At 72.2% G+C, this 16498-nt stretch carries 18 protein-coding genes; 8 read left to right on the forward strand and 10 right to left on the reverse strand.

The window, feature by feature from the left end:
- Window positions 1–156: 156 nt before the first annotated feature.
- Both ABD340_RS39640 and ABD340_RS39645 read right to left on the reverse strand, forming a co-directional pair.
- Window positions 157–786, reverse strand: a complete 630-nt coding sequence (locus ABD340_RS39640) for an ATP-dependent Clp protease proteolytic subunit (protein WP_344596302.1) — start codon at window positions 784–786, stop codon at window positions 157–159.
- Complete coding sequence (locus ABD340_RS39645; protein ID WP_425547513.1) at window positions 786–1433, reverse strand: ClpP family protease; 648 nt, start codon at window positions 1431–1433, stop codon at window positions 786–788. Before ABD340_RS39645 ends, ABD340_RS39640 begins: the two co-directional genes overlap by 1 nt.
- Window positions 1434–1528: 95 nt before the next feature.
- Between ABD340_RS39645 and ABD340_RS39650 the strand changes: the two genes are divergently transcribed.
- The gene (locus ABD340_RS39650) at window positions 1529–1876 is read left to right on the forward strand and encodes a type II toxin-antitoxin system Phd/YefM family antitoxin (protein ID WP_344596304.1); all 348 of its coding nucleotides are present in this window, start codon (window positions 1529–1531) and stop codon (window positions 1874–1876) included.
- A 13-nt stretch (window positions 1877–1889) separates the two neighbouring features.
- On the opposite strand, the gene ABD340_RS39655 is transcribed toward ABD340_RS39650, so the two are convergent.
- The gene (locus ABD340_RS39655; RefSeq protein ID WP_344596306.1) at window positions 1890–2687 is read right to left on the reverse strand and encodes a glycerophosphodiester phosphodiesterase family protein; all 798 of its coding nucleotides are present in this window, start codon (window positions 2685–2687) and stop codon (window positions 1890–1892) included.
- Between the two features lie 143 nt (window positions 2688–2830).
- Between ABD340_RS39655 and ABD340_RS39660 the strand changes: the two genes are divergently transcribed.
- Entirely contained in the window at window positions 2831–3067 is a 237-nt protein-coding gene (locus ABD340_RS39660; RefSeq protein WP_344596307.1) for an EF-hand domain-containing protein, read from the forward strand.
- A 12-nt stretch (window positions 3068–3079) separates the two neighbouring features.
- On the opposite strand, the gene ABD340_RS39665 is transcribed toward ABD340_RS39660, so the two are convergent.
- From ABD340_RS39665 to ABD340_RS39685, 5 genes are all read right to left on the reverse strand, one after another.
- Complete coding sequence (locus ABD340_RS39665; RefSeq protein ID WP_344596308.1) at window positions 3080–3631, reverse strand: TrmH family RNA methyltransferase; 552 nt, start codon at window positions 3629–3631, stop codon at window positions 3080–3082.
- Window positions 3632–3644: 13 nt separating this feature from the next.
- Window positions 3645–4283, reverse strand: coding sequence for a class I SAM-dependent methyltransferase (locus ABD340_RS39670; RefSeq protein WP_344596309.1), 639 nt, complete (start codon window positions 4281–4283; stop codon window positions 3645–3647).
- An 86-nt stretch (window positions 4284–4369) separates the two neighbouring features.
- Window positions 4370–5317 carry a VWA domain-containing protein gene (locus ABD340_RS39675; RefSeq protein WP_344596311.1) on the reverse strand — a complete coding sequence of 316 codons (948 nt, stop codon included), beginning with the start codon at window positions 5315–5317 and terminating at the stop codon, window positions 4370–4372.
- Window positions 5314–6336, reverse strand: coding sequence for a DUF58 domain-containing protein (locus ABD340_RS39680; RefSeq protein WP_344596343.1), 1023 nt, complete (start codon window positions 6334–6336; stop codon window positions 5314–5316). The genes ABD340_RS39675 and ABD340_RS39680 overlap by 4 nt, the downstream gene beginning before the upstream one ends.
- Before the next feature lie 113 nt (window positions 6337–6449).
- Window positions 6450–7463 carry an AAA family ATPase gene (locus tag ABD340_RS39685; protein WP_344596313.1) on the reverse strand — a complete coding sequence of 338 codons (1014 nt, stop codon included), beginning with the start codon at window positions 7461–7463 and terminating at the stop codon, window positions 6450–6452.
- 256 nt (window positions 7464–7719) lie between these two features.
- On the opposite strand from ABD340_RS39685, the gene ABD340_RS39690 reads away from it, so the two are divergent.
- From ABD340_RS39690 to ABD340_RS39705, 4 genes are all read left to right on the forward strand, one after another.
- Window positions 7720–8493: a hypothetical protein gene (locus tag ABD340_RS39690; protein ID WP_344596314.1), complete on the forward strand. Its 774-nt coding sequence runs from the start codon at window positions 7720–7722 to the stop codon at window positions 8491–8493.
- 65 nt (window positions 8494–8558) lie between these two features.
- Window positions 8559–9215, forward strand: a complete 657-nt coding sequence (locus tag ABD340_RS39695; RefSeq protein WP_344596316.1) for a LysE family translocator — start codon at window positions 8559–8561, stop codon at window positions 9213–9215.
- A gap of 87 nt (window positions 9216–9302) precedes the next feature.
- Window positions 9303–10058, forward strand: a complete 756-nt coding sequence (locus ABD340_RS39700; RefSeq protein WP_344596318.1) for a hypothetical protein — start codon at window positions 9303–9305, stop codon at window positions 10056–10058.
- Window positions 10059–10083: 25 nt separating this feature from the next.
- Window positions 10084–11736, forward strand: coding sequence for a DUF885 domain-containing protein (locus tag ABD340_RS39705; RefSeq protein WP_344596320.1), 1653 nt, complete (start codon window positions 10084–10086; stop codon window positions 11734–11736).
- Window positions 11737–11764: 28 nt separating this feature from the next.
- Here the strand turns inward: ABD340_RS39705 and glpK (ABD340_RS39710) are convergent, their stop codons facing one another.
- Both glpK (ABD340_RS39710) and ABD340_RS39715 read right to left on the reverse strand, forming a co-directional pair.
- Entirely contained in the window at window positions 11765–13300 is a 1536-nt protein-coding gene (glpK, locus tag ABD340_RS39710; RefSeq protein ID WP_344596322.1) for a glycerol kinase GlpK, read from the reverse strand.
- 75 nt (window positions 13301–13375) lie between these two features.
- Complete coding sequence (locus ABD340_RS39715; protein WP_344596324.1) at window positions 13376–14143, reverse strand: IclR family transcriptional regulator; 768 nt, start codon at window positions 14141–14143, stop codon at window positions 13376–13378.
- A 331-nt stretch (window positions 14144–14474) separates the two neighbouring features.
- On the opposite strand from ABD340_RS39715, the gene ABD340_RS39720 reads away from it, so the two are divergent.
- Window positions 14475–15374 (forward strand): MIP/aquaporin family protein, encoded by a 900-nt coding sequence (locus ABD340_RS39720; RefSeq protein ID WP_344596325.1) that lies wholly within the window; start codon window positions 14475–14477, stop codon window positions 15372–15374.
- Between the two features lie 42 nt (window positions 15375–15416).
- Window positions 15417–16498 (forward strand): glycerol kinase GlpK (glpK, locus tag ABD340_RS39725; RefSeq protein ID WP_344596326.1); only part of this gene is annotated, 1082 nt, incomplete at its 3' end.

Here is a 16498-nt window from a genome sequence, read left to right on the forward strand (position 1 = left end):
ACAGACCAACGCTGGTCACCGTCTCAAGATTCCCGCCCCGGGGGTCGTCCAACCCTGCTCTTTCCGCGTCGTTGGGCGGCCCCGGGAAAACGTCCCGGGGGCCTGGAGGGGCTCTGCCGTCCGGTCCGGCGCCGGCCGAGCCCGCTCCTCCGGTGGTCAGCCCCGTGTGGTGAGCACCTCGTCGATGAGGCCGTACTCCTTGGCCTCCTCTGCGGTGAAGTAGCGCTCCCGGTCCAGGTCCCGGCGGACGACGTCGGGGTCCTTGCCGGTGGCCTCGGCCACGATCAGCTCCGTCTGCCCGCGCAGCCGCAGGATCTCCCGGGCCTGGATCTCCATGTCGCTGGATTGGCCCCGGACCGCCCCCTCGACGCTGGGTTCGTGCAGCAGGATCCGGGACCGTGCCAGCGCCGCCCGCCGTCCCCGGGTGCCCGCGGCCAGCAGGACCGCCGCGGCCGAGCCCGCCTGCCCCACGCAGGTCGTCTCGACTTCGGGGCGGATGTACCGCATGGTGTCGTGGATGGCCAGCATCGAGGTCAGCGCTCCGCCAGGCGAGTTGATGTAGATGCTGATGGGACGGTCGGGGTCCATCCCCTCCAGTGCCAGCAGCTGGGCGGTGACGTCGTTGGCCGCGGTGTCGTCGACCGGCGTTCCGAGGAACACGATGCGGTCCTCGAAGAGCTTGTTGTACGGCGTCATCTCCTTGGTGCCCCAGGAGGTGCGCTCGACGAACGAGGGCATCACGTAGCGGCTCTGGGGGCGGTTCTCCGGCCGCGTGCGGCCGCTCATCAGGACCCCACCCGTTCGGTGCTGTCGATGACGTGGTCCACGAGTCCGTAATCGCGGGCCTGCTCGGCGGTGAACCAGCGGTCCCGGTCGGAGTCGGCCTGGATCTCCGCCAGCGGGCGGCCGGTGTGGCGGGCGTGCAGCTCGGCCAGGATCGTCTTGAGGTAGAGCGACTGCTCGGCCTGGATCTTGATGTCGGACGCGCTGCCGCCGATGCCGCCGTGCGGCTGGTGCATCATGACCCGGGCGTGCCGCAGCGCGTACCGCTTGCCGGGGGCGCCCGCGCACAGCAGCGTCTGCCCTGCCGAGGCGGCCATGCCCATCGCGACGGTGGAGACGTCGTTGGGCACGAACTGCATCATGTCGTAGATCGCCATCGCGGCGTCCACGACGCCGCCGGGCGAGTTGATGTAGAGCGTGATGTCGCGCCCGCTGTCCTGCGCGGCCAGCAGGAGCAGTTCGGCGCAGACCCGGTTGGCGACCTGGTCGTCGATCTCCTGGCCCAGGAAGACGATCCGCTGCGCGAGCAGGCGCCCGAAGAGCGCCTCGTTGACGAGGTGTTCCGGTGCGGCGACCGAGGAGTGCGACCTGCCGATGTAGGTCTCCGGCCGTTCCGGCCGCGGAAAGCGAGGTTCTGGCTGCTCCATCATGAGCCCTCCCGAAGTGAAATGTACATTGCGTACACTCTGTACATGTACGGAGCGTACATTTCAGGGTGAGGTAGTGCCAGGGAGTTCGCCGTAGGATGAACAGCGTGGAGAAAGCGGTGACGGAGGCGCGCAAGGAGTTCGCCGATCTGGTGAACCGGGTCGCCTACACGGGCGAGCGCGTCGCGCTGACCCGGCGCGGCAAGATCATGGCGGCGCTGGTGTCGGCGGAGGACCTCGAGCTGCTGGAGAGCCTGCGGGCGGGGCGGATCGACCTCGTCCAGGGCGGCCGTCCCGGCGCCGCCGACGAGCATCCCGCGGCGCCTCCCCAGGCAGCGCCCCAGACCGGCCCGCAGACGGCGCCGCAGCCGCAGCACGCGCCGTTGCGGATCGCGGCCGAGTACCGTCCGGGCGGGCCGTCCGGACGGCCCGGGTTCGGGCGCTGACCGGCCTCGCCGGTCAGGCGGGCCCGGTCCACAGGCCGCGGGCGCTCATGATCTCGCGCAGGGTGGTCAGCTCGTCGGTCATGATGCCGTCGATGCCCAGATCGAGCAGCCGCTTCATCTCGGCGGGGTCGTTGACGGTCCAGGCGTGCACCTTCAGGCCGAGATCGTGGGCCTGGGCCATGAACGCCTCGGTGACGAACGGCAGCCTGCCCAGCCCGTAGGGCACCTGGGCGCAGGCGACGCCGGTGGCGGCCAGCCGCACCAGCTTGGCGGTGGGGCCGCCGTAGGACTTGGCGCGCAGGGCCATCAGGCCGCGCGGGCCGAGCGCCATGCAGACGTCCTGGTCGGTGAACAGCGGCAGCCGCGTGCGCATCTGGGCCAGCCGCCGGGTCGAGAACGAGGTGATGCAGATTCGGTTCCAGGCCTGGGTACGGTGCAGGACCCGGGCGAGCGGGCCGATGACGGCGGCGTCCTTGAGGTCGATGTTGACCCGGGCGTCCGGCCAGGACCCCAGGATCTCCTCCAGGCGGGGGATGGGCTCGGTGCCGGCGATGCGCGCTTTGGCGACCTCGCCGTAGGGCAGGCGGGCGATGACGCCGGAGCGGTCGGTGACGCGGTCGAGGGTGCGGTCGTGGAAGGCGACCACGACGCCGTCGGCCGTGGCGTGCGCGTCGGTCTCCAGGTACCGGTAGCCCAGGTCGATGGCGCGCTCGAAGGCGGCCATGGAGTTCTCCGGACGTCCCTCGGCGCCGCCGCGGTGCGCGAACGGGATGGGTGCGGGGTGGTCCAGGAATTCGTACGAGCGGGACACTCACATGATTATGGCCTGCCGCCTGCGGACGGACGATCCAGGTCCTGCCTTACAACGTCAAGGCGGCCGGCCTGGTGCTAGCGTCCAAGCGACGGCTGGAACACCGGAGTCCCATGTGACGTAAGTGAAGGGGTGTCGCACCGATGAGCAACGCGGAGAACTACCGGGCCACGTTCGAGATGGTCGACGCGGACGGCGACGGCTACATCTCGACCGCGGAGTTGAAGAACGTGATGCGGGCGCTGGGCCGTGAGATCACCGACACCCGCGCGGTGGAGGTGATGGTGGACGCCGACGCCAACCGCGACGGCAGGATCTCCCTGGAGGAGTTCGCCGATCTCATGGAGCAGGGCGCGGAGAACGGCTCGGCGGCCGGTTGATCGGGCGCGCCGTCAGCCGGCGGTCCATTCGCGGCGGCGCGTCTCGGCCAGGGCGATGGCGGTGGCGACGGCGACGTTGAGCGACCCCACCCGGCCGATCTGCGGGATGTAGGCGACCGCGTCGGCGGCCGCCAGCAGCGCGGGGGAGCAGCCGTGGTCCTCGCCGCCGACGGCCAGGCACACGTCGCCGTCCAGGGGCGCCTCGTGCAGCGGCACGGCGTCGCCGGTGAGCTCGATCGCCACCAGCCGCAGGCCCTCCTTGCGGATCGCGGCGGCGGCCGCGTCCGGCGCGCCGGCGTGCTCCCAGGGCACCAGGCGCTCGGTGCCGAGCGCGGTCTTGGCGACGTTGCGGTGGGTGGGGTCGGTGGCGTTGCCGGCCAGCCAGAGGCGTTCGACGCCGAACGCGGCGGCGCTGCGGATGATCGAGCCCATGTTGAACGGCTGGGTGACCGATTCCACCAGCAGCCCGAGCCGCGCGTCCGTGCGCCGCCGCCAGTCGCGGTTGAGCCGTTTGACGTCGGTGGGGCGCAGTTGCTTGCGCGCCGGTCCCGGTGCGGGATTCATGGGGTGTCGCCGTTCATGGGGTGTCGTTTCCGGTACGGGCGGGTCGGTGGGGTTGGTCGGGCAGGGTGACGGCCAGGACGCGGTAGGCCGAGCGTGAGGCGATGCGCTCGGTGGGGAGGCCCTGGTCGTTCAGCCAGCGCTGCAGGGAGTCCGAGCCCAGGTGCTTCTGGACGACCAGGTGCGCCCGGCCGCCGGGGGTGAGGCGGGGGAGCCAGGCCAGCAGCAGGTCGTGGAGCGCGGCCTTGCCGATGCGGATCGGCGGGTTGGACCAGATCGCGTCGAAGCGGAGCTCGGGGTCGATCTCGTCCGCCAGTACGAACCTTACAGTGTCAAGGCCGGCGGTTGAGGCGTTCCACCGAGCCAGCTCCAAGGCTCGTTCGTTCACATCCACTCCATACACACTCGCCTGCGGCGAGCGGCATGCCTGGGTCAATGCGATCGGACCGTAGCCGCATCCGAGGTCGAGGAGGTTCCCGGTGGGCGGGGGAGGGGGAACGGTCTCCAGCAGGATGCGGGTACCCGGGTCGATCCGGTCGGGCGAGAAGACGCCGCGGTCGGTCTCCAGGCGCAGGTGCAGGTCGGGCAGCACCAGGTCGATGGTGCGGGTCCGGCTGGCCGCGTCGGGCCGGGACGAGAAATAGTGTTCCCCCACGTCGGGAGACCGTATCAGCGTCCGGGAGCGTTCGCGCCCGCGCGCGGGCCGGTGCGGGCCCGCGCGCCGGGCGGATCGGGGGCCGGTCAGGGGAGCCGGGAGAACCACGCCAGGGACGCCCCGCCCGCGGCCAGGGCGAACAGCAGGGCGATGCCGGTGAAGCGGGCCGCGATGTCACGGTGTTCGATCTTGAAGCCGAGCGAGCTGCCGATGCTGGAGTAGACCTCCGACAGCTGCCCGCCGTCGGCGGCCTCGTAGGCCTTGCCGCCGCTGCCCTCGGCCAGGGTGCGCAGCGTCTCCTTGTTGACCGAGACGCTGGTGGTCTCGCCCTCTATGTCGACGGTGCCGTAAGGGGTGCCGAACGCGATCGTGGAGACCGGGATGTGCGCGGCGCGGCCGGCGTCGATGGCCTCGCTGACCGACCGTCCGGTGGTGTTGTCGCCGTCCGACAGCAGCACGACGTGCGCGGGCGGCGGATCCTGGCTGGCCTGGGCGTCGAAGGACCGGACGGCCTGCAGGGAGGTGAAGACGGCCTCGCCGATGGCGGTGCGCTTGGCCAGCACGAGCTGGTCGATGGAGGCGATGGCGGCCTGGCGGTCGGCCGAGGGGGCGGCGACCAGGTTGGCGTTGCCGGCGAAGGAGACGACGCCGACGTTGAAGCGGCCGGGCAGGTCGCGGATGAACTTCTTGGCGGCGTCCTTGGCGGCCTCGAACCGGTTGGGCGCCACGTCCTTGGCCATCATCGACAGGGAGACGTCCACCGCGACCATGATGGTGGCGCGGTCGCGGGGGACCTTGACTCCGGTGGCGGGGCGGGCGAACCCGATCATCATGATGAGCAGCATGGCCAGGAAGAGCCCGGCGGCCACGTGCCGGCGCCAGCCCGGCCGGCGCGGCGCGACCTGGGAGAGCAGCGCCAGGTTGGTGAAGCGGACGGCGTACTTGCCGCGCCGCATCTGCAGGACGATGTAGGCGCCGACCAGCGGCGGGAGCAGGGCCAGCAGCCAGAGCCGCTCGGGTGACAGGAAGGTCATGGGCGCACTCCCCGGGCTGCGATGGCGCGTCCGGAGGCACGGCGTTGGCGCAGGGCGAAGCGGGCGACGTCGGAGATCCAGTCGCGGTCGGTGCGCAGCACCAGGTGGTGGGTGCCGCAGCGGCGCAGCGCGGCCCGAGTGCGCTCGCGCTGGGCGGCGGCGGCCGCGGCGTAGCGTTCGCGGACCTTGCGGTTCAGGACGATCTCGTGCACGGCTCCGGTCTCGGGGTCGGTCATCTCCACCAGTCCGACGTCGGGCAGGTCCAGTTCGCGGGGGTCGATGACCTCCACGGCGAGGACCTGGTGGCGGGTGGCCAGGCGGCGCAGTGGGCGTTCCCATGCGGGTGGCCTGTGTGCCGCGCCGTCCTCGCCGTCGGCGAGGGCGGGGTCGTCGGGGGGTGGGAGGAAGTCGGAGATGATGACGCGGAGGCCGCGGCGGGTCTGGCCGCGGTCCAGGGAGGCGATGCCGTCGGCGAGGCTCGGGGCGGGCGTGGGGTCGCCGCCGAAGAGCCGGTCGCCGAGCGACCTGCCGCCGAGTGCTCCGCCGCTGTTCTTGTCCCGGTGGGCATCGCGGGGCTCGGTGTTGTCGGCGTCCAGGACGGCCTCCAGGAGGGCGTACAGGGCGGCTTTGCCGGTGCGGGCGGGCCAGCGGCGCGTCCCGTCGGGGTGGAGGAGGTAGGCGCCGACGCGGTCGCCGAGCCGGACGGTGAGGAATCCGACGGCGGCGAGCGCGGCGACGGCCAGCTCGCGTTTGACCATGGCGCCGGTGCCGAAGTCCATGCTGGGGGTGAGGTCCATCAGGGCCCAGGCCTCCAGCTCGTGATCGGCGATCAGGTCGCGGACGTGCGGGGTGGTGGTGCGGGCGGTGACGGCCCAGTCCATGTGCCGGACGTCGTCCTCGCCGGGCTGGTAGAGGCGGGCCTCGGCCAGTTCGGTGCCGGGGCCGGGCAGCAGGCCCAGGTGCTCGCCGTTCAGCAGGCCCTCCAGGCGGCGGGTGACCGACAGTTCCAGCCGGCGCAGGGTGCGTTCGGGGGCGAGGTGCGCGCGTTTTCGCCCGCCGGCCTGCCCGCCGGCCTGCCCGCCGCGGGTGCGGCGGGGCGGCGGCTGCGGCCGTCCGGCGGCCGGGTCGGTGGTCACTGGGCGGTCACCGTGCCGTGGTTCCAGACGACGCGGGGCGGTGGTACGGCGGTCAGGATCTGCGCGACGACCTCGCTGGTGTCGACGCCGTCGGCGAGGGCGTCGAAGGTGAGGACGATGCGGTGCGACATGACGTCGCGGGCGACGGCGCGCACGTCGTCGGGCAGCACGTAGTCGCGTCCGGAGAGCAGGGCCAGCGCGCGGGCGCAGGAGACCAGGCCGAGGGTGGCGCGGGGGCTGGCGCCGATCTCGATGACCTGGCGCAGGTCGGGCAGCCGGTACTGCTCGGGTTCGCGGGTGGCCATGACCAGGCGGACGATGTAGTCGGCGACCAGTTCGTGGACCGAGACCTCTTCGGCGGCGCGCTGGAGGGCGATGAGTCGTTCGGGGTCCAGGACGGGTTCGGCCTCGGGCGGGTCGACGCTCATCCGCTGCAGGATCTGCAGTTCCTCGTGGGCGCCGGGGTAGCGGACGTCGATCTTCATGAGGAAGCGGTCGCGCTGGGCTTCGGGGAGCGGGTAGACGCCTTCGGACTCGATGGGGTTCTGGGTGGCCAGGACGATGAAGGGGCGGGGCAGGGGATAGGTGTTGCCGCCGAGGGAGACCTGGCGTTCGGCCATGACCTCCAGCAGGGCGGACTGGACCTTGGCGGGGGCCCGGTTGATCTCGTCGGCGAGGACGAAGTTGACGAAGACGGGGCCGAGTTCGACGTCGAACTGCTCGGTGGAGGGGTGGTAGATGCGGGTTCCGACGATGTCGGAGGGGACCAGGTCGGGGGTGAACTGGAGGCGGGCGAAGTTGCCGCCGACGACCTGGGCGAGGGTGCCGACGGCCAGCGTCTTGGCCACGCCCGGGACGCCTTCGATCAGGCAGTGCCCCTTGGCCAGCAGTGCGACGACCATGCGCTCGACCATGTGCTCCTGGCCGACGATGACCTTTTTGACCTCGGTCACGGTGTGCTGCAGCAGTGCCGCGGCCTGGTCGAGATCGTGCTGCGCTGCGACGGTCATCGGGAGATCCTCACTAGTCCTCCGGGTGCTGGCGGGCGCATTCCGACCCTACGGGATCACATGTACCCGTTCGTGCGGGACGACTGCACCCGGGGGTGAAGATGCGCGGGTGAGAGCCTGCCATTCATGGCCGTATGGACGGTGTAAAGACTCCGAGGAAAGGCGGATATGTAGCCTTGAATGGAGTTTGGTGCGGCGTGGGGAAGGCTGTACGGGTCGTATCGGGGGCGGTGCGGGCGGTTGTAGTCTTGCGGCCATGTCCAGGCCGTTGCCACCCGGTGATCCCGTTCAGTTGGGCCCTTTCCGGCTGTCCGCGCGGTTGTCGGAGACCTCTGCGGGGATCGTGTATCTGGGCGTGGACGGGGCGGGGCAGCGCGCGAGCGTCGCGGTGCTCAATCGCGGTGCGGCGGGGGACGCGGCGGCGCGGGATCGGTTCCGTGCGGCGATCCGCTCGGCGCTGCCGGGGCCGGGGCGTGCGCCCGAGTTGGGGCCGGGGGATCCGGCGCCGGTGGTGGCGGCGCAGCCGGACGGGCCGGCGCCGTGGGTGGCGACGTTCTATGACGCCGACCGGATGGAGCGGGCGGGGGCTGAGCGGTTTCTGGACTCGGTGGTGCTGGCTGGATCGTTCCGGGGCCGGTGGAAGAGCCGTCGGCGGGGGCCGCAGTTCCAGCCGTACTGGCTCGGGTCGGGGGAGCCGGCGTTGGAGCGGCCGCCGGACCCGTTCGCGGCGGTGCCGGTGGTGCCGGAGCGTCAGGAGCGGGGCCTGGTCGCGGCGATCGTGACGCTGGCGGGGATCCTGGCGCTGCTGGCGTTGCTGATGCTGTTGTTGTTCGCGTGCCAGCCGAAGGTGACCGAGCCGCCTCCGCCGCCGCCGGATCCGCCGTCGCAGCCGTTGCCGCCTCCGCCGTCGCCGTCGCAGCCGCGGCAGTCGCCGAGCCCGTCGCCCAGTCCGTCGTCGCCGTCGCCTCCGGCCACGCCGACGCCCGGTCCGAGTGATGGTGAGGGCGGCGACGACGGGGGACCGTTGTGAGGCGGTGTGAGCGGTCTGCGGGGTAATGCGTTGCGGTGCCGGGACGGTGCCGCCAGCATGAGGGCATGCTGGAGAGTCTGGTCGCTTTCGCCGGTGCCGCGATCCTGATCGCTCTGGTGCCGGGGCCGAGCACCGTGGTGATCATGCGGTCGTCGATGCTGTCGGGGCGCCGCGCGGGGTTGATGACGGTTCTGGGGAACGAGACGGGCGTGCTGGTGTGGGGGCTGGCCGCGGCGCTGGGCCTGTCGGCGCTGCTGTCGGCGTCCCGGCTGGCCTATGACGGGCTGCGGATCGCGGGCGCGGCGGTGCTGGTGTACTTCGGGGTGAAGGCGCTGTGGCAGGCGCGCCGGGGCGCCGGGACGGTGCCGGTGGAGCGGGTCGCGGCGGACGCGCCGCGCGGGGACGTGAGTGGGGGCGGGGCGCCGCTGTGGCGGTGCTTCCGGCTGGGGTTGATCACTAATTTCGCGAACCCGAAGGCGGGCGTGTTCGCGGTGTCGTTCCTGCCGCAGTTCGTGCCGGAGGGGTGGTCGGTGCCCGCGGTCCTGGCCGGGTTCTCGGTGCTGTGGGCGCTGATCGACCTGCTCTGGTACGCGCTCGTGGTGTGGACGGTGGACGCGGCGCGGCGGGTGTTCGAGCGGTCCGGGGTGCGGCGCCGTCTGGAGCAGGTGTCGGGCGTGGTGCTGGTGGCGTTGGGCGTGCGGCTGGCGGCCGAGAGTCGCTGAGCCGGTTGGGTTCCGCGGCGCCGCGGTGGAGAATGGCGGCGGTCGGGCGGTCCCGCGCGCGGGGCGGGTGGTGGGAGAGGGAACGGCATGCGATGTTCGTCGTGCGGCGGCGACACCGGTGGCGATCTGACGCGTTGCCCAGTGTGCGGCGCGCCGCTGCCCGAGGCGTCCGCGGCGGGCGGTGAGGTCACGGTGTCCGCCGAGAAGGCCGAGGTTCTTCTCAAGGGCGACTCCGAGGGCGGTTTCGCGGCCGTTTTCGAGGACGATCCGACGCTGGTGGAGACCCGGTTCGCCGACATCCCTCCGGCGCAGCCCGGCCCGTTCGCGCCGCCAGGGGCCGCGTCCCGCGGGCGTGGCCTGCCGGGGTTTGCGGGCTGGGCGGTGGCGGGGGTGTTCGCGCTGGCGCTGGTGGCGGTCCTGATCGTGCTGTGGCCGTCGGGGCGTTCGGGGGAGGGTACGGCGACCGGCACCGGTGGCCGGGACGGATCATCTCCGTCCCGGCAGGTCCCGCCGTCGACGGTGCTGTCGTCGACACCGGTGGGGGACCAGAGGTTCTACGTCGATACCTTCGCCGCGGCCGAGGGGTACGCCCGGCCGGACACCTCGGGTGGTGCGGTCGGTGAGTTGCGCAAGGGGACGCATTACGTCTTCTGCAAGAAGCAGGGGCAGCGGATGGATCGCAAGGGCGGCGAGGCGTACAACCATTGGTGGCTGCTGACCGATCTGGACGTGGTCTACGGCGGGGGCGGGGCGCGGGCGTGGGTGCCGGCGCTGTATCTGAGCCGGTGGGGCAACGACGAGGTGAAGGACAACGACGGGCGCGACATTCCGGCCTGTTCTTGAAGATCATTTGGTCTAGCCTGGCGGGATGAGCGCACTGGACGAGCTGGCCGACAGGTACGTGGAGGAGTTCGCCGGACTCGACCCGTGCACGGCGACGATCATGGGGATCGCGGGGTACGACGCGGGGCTCACCGACTACGGTCCGGAAGGGGTGGCCGCTCGCTCCGACCTGAGCCGCCGTACCTTGGCCGCGCTGGACGCCCTGCCGCGTCCCGGTGGCAAGGACGCTGACCGGGCGGACGCGGAGCGGGTCGCGGCGGAGGTGCTGCGGGAGCGGCTGGAGACCGAGTTGGCCCTGGACGAGGCTCGGGTACGGGACCACTGCCTCGACACCACCGACGGGCCGGTGCAGCGGCTCCGGTACGCCTTCGAGCTGCTCGACCAGGGCGAGGACACCGACTGGGAGACGGTGGGTGCGCGGGTGCGGGCCCTTCCCGCGGCGCTGGAGAACCTGCGTGCGGGCCTGCTGCGGGCCTGTCAGCAGGGGCGCGTGTCGGCGCGGCGGCAGGTGGGCCGCAGCGCCCGGTCGTGCGTGGACCTGCGCGGCCACCTGTCCGGCCTGGCCGGCCGCGGTGGCGGGCTGGAGGAGCCCGTGCGGGCCGCCGCGCAGGCACTGACCGGCTTCGTCCGCTTCCTGGAGGAGGAACTGGCCCCGCACGCCCCCGAGCGGGACCCGCTCGGTGCCGACCGCTACCACGTGGGCGTGCGCGACTTCCTCGGCACGAGCCTGGACCTGGAGGAGACCTACGCCTGGGGTTGGGAGGAGCTGGCCCGGATCGAGGCGGAGATGGCGGCGCTCGCCGATCGGATCAGCCCCGGCCGCACGCCCTCGGAGGTGGCCGCCCTCCTGGACGCCGATCCGGCGTACCGGGTCGGTGCGGGCGACTTCGTGGGCTACATCCAGGAGTTGGCGGACCGGGCGATCGACGACCTGGACGGTGTGCACTTCGACATTCCCGCGCCGCTGCGCCGGGTCGACTGCCGGCTGGCGTCCTCGGACGCGGGGGTGTACTACCTGGCTCCGGCCGAGGATCTGTCGCGTCCCGGGACGGTGTGGTGGTGGGTGCACCCGGCGGAGGAGGAGATCGTCACCTGGAGCGTGCCGGCGGTGATGTTCCATGAGGGGGTCCCCGGGCACCACCTGCAGCTGGGGACGACGGCGCTGAACACCGCGACCCTCAACCGCTTCCAGCGGGTGTCGGCGGAGCTGTATCCGGGGCACGGGGAGGGTTGGGGCCTGTACGCCGAGCGGTTGATGGGGGAGTTGGGGTACTACCGCGATCCGGCGCACCGGTTGGGGATGCTGGCGGACGGGCAGCAGATCCGCGCGGCGCGGGTGGTGCTGGACATCGGGATGCACCTGGAGTTGCCGATCCCGGCGGGGACCGGGTTCCACGAGGGCGAGCGGTGGACGCCGCGGCTGGGGTGGGAGTTCCTGCGGGCGCACAGCGGGCCGTGGCCCGATGAGCACGTGACCTTCGAGATCGACCGGTATCTGGGCCGTCCGGGGCAGGCGATCGCCTACAAGCTGGGGGAGAAGGTCTGGTTGGAGGCGCGCGAGGCCGCGCGGCGGCGCGATGGGGCCGCGTTCGACCTCAAGGCGTTCCACCGGCGGGCGCTGGATCTGGGCCCGATGGGATTGGACCGGCTCCGCGCCGAGCTGGTGGGTCCCGCCTGACTTGCGGAACCGTGTTCCAGGCGGGTTCTCAGACGGGGCCGTGGTCCTCGGCCGGGACGGCCCCGGGCTTGGTCCAGTCGAAGGAGCGCTCGACCGCGCGTTTCCAGTTGTGGTATTCGGCGGCGCGGCGGGCGGGGTCCATCGCCGGGACCCAGCGGGCGGCGCGGTGCCAGTTGCGGCGCAGCCCCTCCAGGTCGGCCCAGTAGCCCACGGCGAGGCCGGCGGCGTACGCGGCGCCCAGCGACACCGTTTCGACGATCATGGGCCGGACCACGGGCACGTTGAGGACGTCGGCGACGCCCTGCATCAGCAGGTGGTCGGCGGTCATTCCGCCGTCGGACTTCAACTCCCGCAGTGTCAGTCCGGAGTCGCGGTTCATGGCGTCGACGACCTCGCGGGTCTGCCAGGCGGTCGCTTCCAGGACGGCGCGGGCCAGGTGGCCCTTGGTGATGTAGGAGGTGAGGCCGACGATGACGCCGCGGGCTTCGGCGCGCCAGTGCGGGGCGAACAGGCCGGAGAAGGCCGGGACGATGTAGCAGCCGCCGTTGTCGTCGACGGTGCGGGCCAGTGTCTCGATCTCGGGCGCGGTGGTGATGAGCCCGAGGCCGTCGCGGAACCACTGGACCAGGGCGCCGGTGATGGCGATGGAGCCCTCCAGCGCGTACACCGCGGGCTCGTCGCCGATCTTGTAGCCGACGGTGGTGAGCAGGCCGTTGGCGGATCGGATGGGTTCGGGGCCGGTGTTCATCAGCAGGAATCCGCCGGTGCCGTAGGTGCACTTGGTCTCGCCGGGGGCGTAGCAGGTCTGGCCGAACAGGGCGGCCTGCTGGTCGCCGAGTGCGGCGCCGATCCGCACGCCGGGGAACACCTTGCGGGCGGCGCCGTAGATCTCGGTGGACGAGCGGATGCGCGGCAGCATGGTGCGGGGGATGCCGAAGAAGGCGAGCAGTTCGTCGTCCCAGGCGAGGGTCTTGAGGTTCATGAGCAGGGTGCGGCTTGCGTTGGTGACGTCGGTGACGTGCACGCCGCCGTCGACGCCGCCGGTCAGGTTCCAGATCAGCCAGCTCTCCATGGTGCCGAACAGGACCTCGCCGCGTTCGGCGCGCTCGCGGACGCCGGGCAGGTGGTCCAGGAGCCAGCGGATGCGGGGCGCGGAGAAGTAGCCGGCCAGTGGCAGGCCGGTGCGTTCGGGGATCAGGTCGGCGCCGGGGGCGCGGGCCATGTCCTCGACGAGGGCGTCGGTGCGGGTGTCCTGCCAGACGATGGCGCGGCCGATGGGGGTGCCGGTGTGCCGGTCCCACAGGACGCTGGTCTCGCGTTGGTTGGCGATGCCGACGGCGGCGATCTGCGCGGGTGACGCGCCGGCCTGGGCCAGGGACTGGGGGGCGATGCGCTCCAGGTTGCGCCAGATCTCCAGGGCGTCGTGCTCGACCCAGCCGGGTTTGGGGAAGTGCTGGCGGTGCTCGCGCTGGGCGACCGAGACCAGGCGGCCGCGGTGGTCGAACAGGATGCAGCGGGTGGAGGTGGTGCCCTGGTCGATGGACATGACGTAGCGCTCGGTCATGGACGCGCGGCCCCCTTCGCTCCCGGCCCGGGCCCCGGTTCCGGTGCCGTTGGCGGCGGGCCGGGGCGGGCGGGGTCACCAGCGCGAGGCGCCGAGGTCACGGGAGACCGCCCGGGAGGCGTCGCGGACATATCCAACGAGTGCGGGGTCGGGGACGCGGCGGGTGTCGCAGATCCGCTCGACGGCGCCCGACACGCCGATCGCGCCGACGACCAGCCCGCCGTACCCGCGGATGGGCGCGGCGATGGAGGCCTCGCCCAGGGCGAATTCCTCGATCTCGGCGGCCCAGCCCTGCTCGCGGACGTGGGTGAGGGCGCGGGCGAGGGCGCGGTGGTCGGTGATGGTGCGGCGGCAGAAGGGTTCCAGTTCGGTGCCGCGGACGGAGGCGGCGGCGTTGACGTCGTGGGCGAGCAGCGCCTTGCCCAGTGCGCTGGCGTGCAGCGGCAGCAGGGTGCCGATGTCCATGGCCTGCAGGGAGTCGTCGGGCCGGAAGACGTGGTGGACGACCAGGACCTTGCCGTCCAGGAGGGTGCCGATGCGGACGGCCTCGCCGCTGCGGGCGGCCAGCGCGTCGGCCCAGTTGATGGCGCGGGAGCGCAGCTCGTTGACGTCGAGGTAGCTGGTGCCCAGGTGCAGCAGGGCGGCGCCGAGCTGGTACTTGCCGCTGGCCTCGTCCTGCTCGACGAATCCGACGCGGACCAGGGTGCGCAGGATGCCGTGCACGGTGCCGCGGGCCAGGCCGAGCGATCCGGCCAGCTCGCCCACGCCCAGCCGGCCGGAGCTGCTGGCCAGCAGCCGCAGGATGGCGGCGGCCCGCTCGATCGACTGCACCGGTCCCGGCATGCGACCGATCCTAAAACCGAACCGGTAGCTGCCGAAAGTTCGCCGACAATGTCGACACCGGCTGCCATCACCGGATTCGGCACGCAGATTAGCCCGTTCACTGTGATCTGGGGCATATCCGGGAGCGTAATGGGCCCGTCGCGGCAGCGGAAGTGTTCGACATTGTCGACATATGTCCGTTGACCGGGCCGATGCCCCGACCTAGCGTCCTCGGCAGCCGCGCGGACCGCTCGCACCCCCTGGCGAGCGGGCCCTGCGGCGGGACGCCCGCACGAGCGCCGCATGGGGGGCGGCCTCTCCCACCCCACGCTTGCCAAGGGAGGCAAGGCTCATGGCAGAGACCACCAGGGCGCAGGATGACACGGAACGGGCCGCCAAGGCCGAAGGCGGCGGGGGCAAGCCGCCCCCCGAACCCGGGCCCGGCCTGCCCGGCGGCCCGCTGGCCGCCGTCGCGGCCGAGTTCGCCGGCACGCTGATCCTCATCCTGTTCGGGGTCGGTGTCGTGGCGCAGGTCGCCGGCGCCGAAATCGGCGACCACGACAGCATCGCCTGGGCCTGGGGCCTGGGCGTCACCCTGGCCATCTACGTCTCGGCACGGATCAGCGGCGCCCACCTCAACCCCGCCGTCACCTTCGCGCTGGCGGTCTACCGCGACTTCCCCTGGCGCAACGTCACCCCCTACGTGCTGGCGCAGACCGCCGGCGCCTTCGCCGCGGCGCTGATCGTCCGCTGGAACTACAGCGAGGTCCTCGCGCAGGCCGATCCCGGCCACACGATCAAGACCCAGGGCGTGTTCTCCACCCTCCCGGGCAACGGCGAGCTGCCCGTCAGCGGCTTCGGCGCGCTGCGCGACCAGATCATCGGCACCGCGATCCTGCTGTTCCTGGTCCTGGCGATCACCGACGCCCGCAACGACGGCCCGGCCGCCAACCTCGCCCCGTTCATGATCGGTCTGGTCGTGGTGGCGATCGGGATGGCGTGGGGCACCGACGCCGGCTACGCGATCAACCCGGCCCGCGACTTCGGGCCCCGGCTGGCCTCCTTCTTCACCGGCTACGGCGGAGCCTGGCGCGACCAGTACGGCGATCTGTACTTCTGGGTCCCGATCATCGGCCCGCTGGTGGGCGGCGTGCTGGGGGCCGGTCTCTACAAGGCCCTGATCGGGCGCTTCCTGCCCGCCGGGCCCGAACCGGAGCCGGCCCCGACCCGGGTCCCCGCCGAGGCCGCCTGACCCCGGCCGCGTCCCCTTCGTCCCACCCAGGAGGAACACCACATGAGCGAGTACGTCGGAGCGGTCGACCAGGGCACGACCAGCACCCGGTTCATGGTCTTCGATCACGGCGGCAACGAGATCGCCCGGCACCAGCTGGAGCACGAGCAGATCCTGCCGCAGGCGGGGTGGGTGGAGCACAACCCCACCGAGATCTGGGAGCGGACCCGCGCCGTCATCCAGACCGCGCTGACCAAGGCGAACCTGCGCCACTCCGACCTGGCCGCACTCGGCATCACCAACCAGCGCGAGACCGCCGTGGTCTGGGACCGCCGCACCGGCCGCCCCTACTACAACGCGATCGTGTGGCAGGACACCCGCACCGACCGGATCGCCGCCGCGCTGGAGCGGGACGGCCGCGGCGAGGTGATCCGCCGCAAGGCCGGCCTGCCGCCCGCGACCTACTTCTCCGGCGGGAAGATCCAGTGGATCCTGGAGAACGTCGAGGGCGTCCGGGAGGCCGCCGAGGCCGGTGACGCGATCTTCGGGACGACCGACAGCTGGCTGGTGTGGAACCTGACCGGCGGCGTCGACGGCGGCGCGCACGTCACCGACGTCACCAACGCCAGCCGCACCATGCTGATGGACCTGGAGACCCTGGACTGGGACGAGGAACTGCTGTCGTTCTTCGGCATCCCGCGCGCCATGCTCCCCCGCATCCGGCCCTCCTCCGACCCGGCCGGATACGGCGTGACGCGCGCCGACGGCCCGCTGGGCGGAGAGGTGCGGCTGACCGCCGCCCTCGGCGACCAGCAGGCCGCCACCGTGGGCCAGGTGTGCTTCGAACCGGGCCAGGCCAAGAACACCTACGGCACCGGGAACTTCCTGCTGCTCAACACCGGCACCGAACTGGTCCGCTCGGCCAACGGGCTGCTGACCACCGTCTGCTACCAGCTGGGCGACGACGCCCCGGTGTACGCGCTGGAGGGCTCGATCGCCGTGACGGGGTCGGCGGTGCAGTGGCTGCGCGACCAGCTGGGAATCATCTCGGGCGCGGCGCAGAGCGAGAGCCTGGCCCGGCAGGTCGACGACAACGGCGGCGTGTACTTCGTGCCGGCGTTCTCGGGGCTGTTCGCGCCGTACTG

It is taken from the genome of Actinomadura vinacea (assembly GCF_039532545.1).
GTDB classification, from domain to species: Bacteria; Actinomycetota; Actinomycetes; order Streptosporangiales; family Streptosporangiaceae; genus Spirillospora; species Spirillospora vinacea.

What these genes read in the sequence shown, in the direction of transcription:
- ABD340_RS39640 (WP_344596302.1), bottom strand. Translation starts at nt 786, where the DNA reads ATGAGCGGCCGCACGCGGCCGGAGAACCGCCCCCAGAGCCGCTACGTG.
- ABD340_RS39645 (WP_425547513.1), bottom strand. Translation starts at nt 1,433, where the DNA reads ATGATGGAGCAGCCAGAACCTCGCTTTCCGCGGCCGGAACGGCCGGAG.
- ABD340_RS39650 (WP_344596304.1), top strand. Translation starts at nt 1,529, where the DNA reads ATGAACAGCGTGGAGAAAGCGGTGACGGAGGCGCGCAAGGAGTTCGCC.
- ABD340_RS39660 (WP_344596307.1), top strand. Translation starts at nt 2,831, where the DNA reads ATGAGCAACGCGGAGAACTACCGGGCCACGTTCGAGATGGTCGACGCG.
- ABD340_RS39665 (WP_344596308.1), bottom strand. Translation starts at nt 3,631, where the DNA reads ATGAATCCCGCACCGGGACCGGCGCGCAAGCAACTGCGCCCCACCGAC.
- ABD340_RS39675 (WP_344596311.1), bottom strand. Translation starts at nt 5,317, where the DNA reads ATGACCTTCCTGTCACCCGAGCGGCTCTGGCTGCTGGCCCTGCTCCCG.
- ABD340_RS39685 (WP_344596313.1), bottom strand. Translation starts at nt 7,463, where the DNA reads ATGACCGTCGCAGCGCAGCACGATCTCGACCAGGCCGCGGCACTGCTG.
- ABD340_RS39690 (WP_344596314.1), top strand. Translation starts at nt 7,720, where the DNA reads ATGTCCAGGCCGTTGCCACCCGGTGATCCCGTTCAGTTGGGCCCTTTC.
- ABD340_RS39695 (WP_344596316.1), top strand. Translation starts at nt 8,559, where the DNA reads ATGCTGGAGAGTCTGGTCGCTTTCGCCGGTGCCGCGATCCTGATCGCT.
- ABD340_RS39700 (WP_344596318.1), top strand. Translation starts at nt 9,303, where the DNA reads ATGCGATGTTCGTCGTGCGGCGGCGACACCGGTGGCGATCTGACGCGT.
- ABD340_RS39705 (WP_344596320.1), top strand. Translation starts at nt 10,084, where the DNA reads ATGAGCGCACTGGACGAGCTGGCCGACAGGTACGTGGAGGAGTTCGCC.
- glpK (WP_344596322.1), bottom strand. Translation starts at nt 13,300, where the DNA reads ATGACCGAGCGCTACGTCATGTCCATCGACCAGGGCACCACCTCCACC.
- ABD340_RS39715 (WP_344596324.1), bottom strand. Translation starts at nt 14,143, where the DNA reads ATGCCGGGACCGGTGCAGTCGATCGAGCGGGCCGCCGCCATCCTGCGG.
- ABD340_RS39720 (WP_344596325.1), top strand. Translation starts at nt 14,475, where the DNA reads ATGGCAGAGACCACCAGGGCGCAGGATGACACGGAACGGGCCGCCAAG.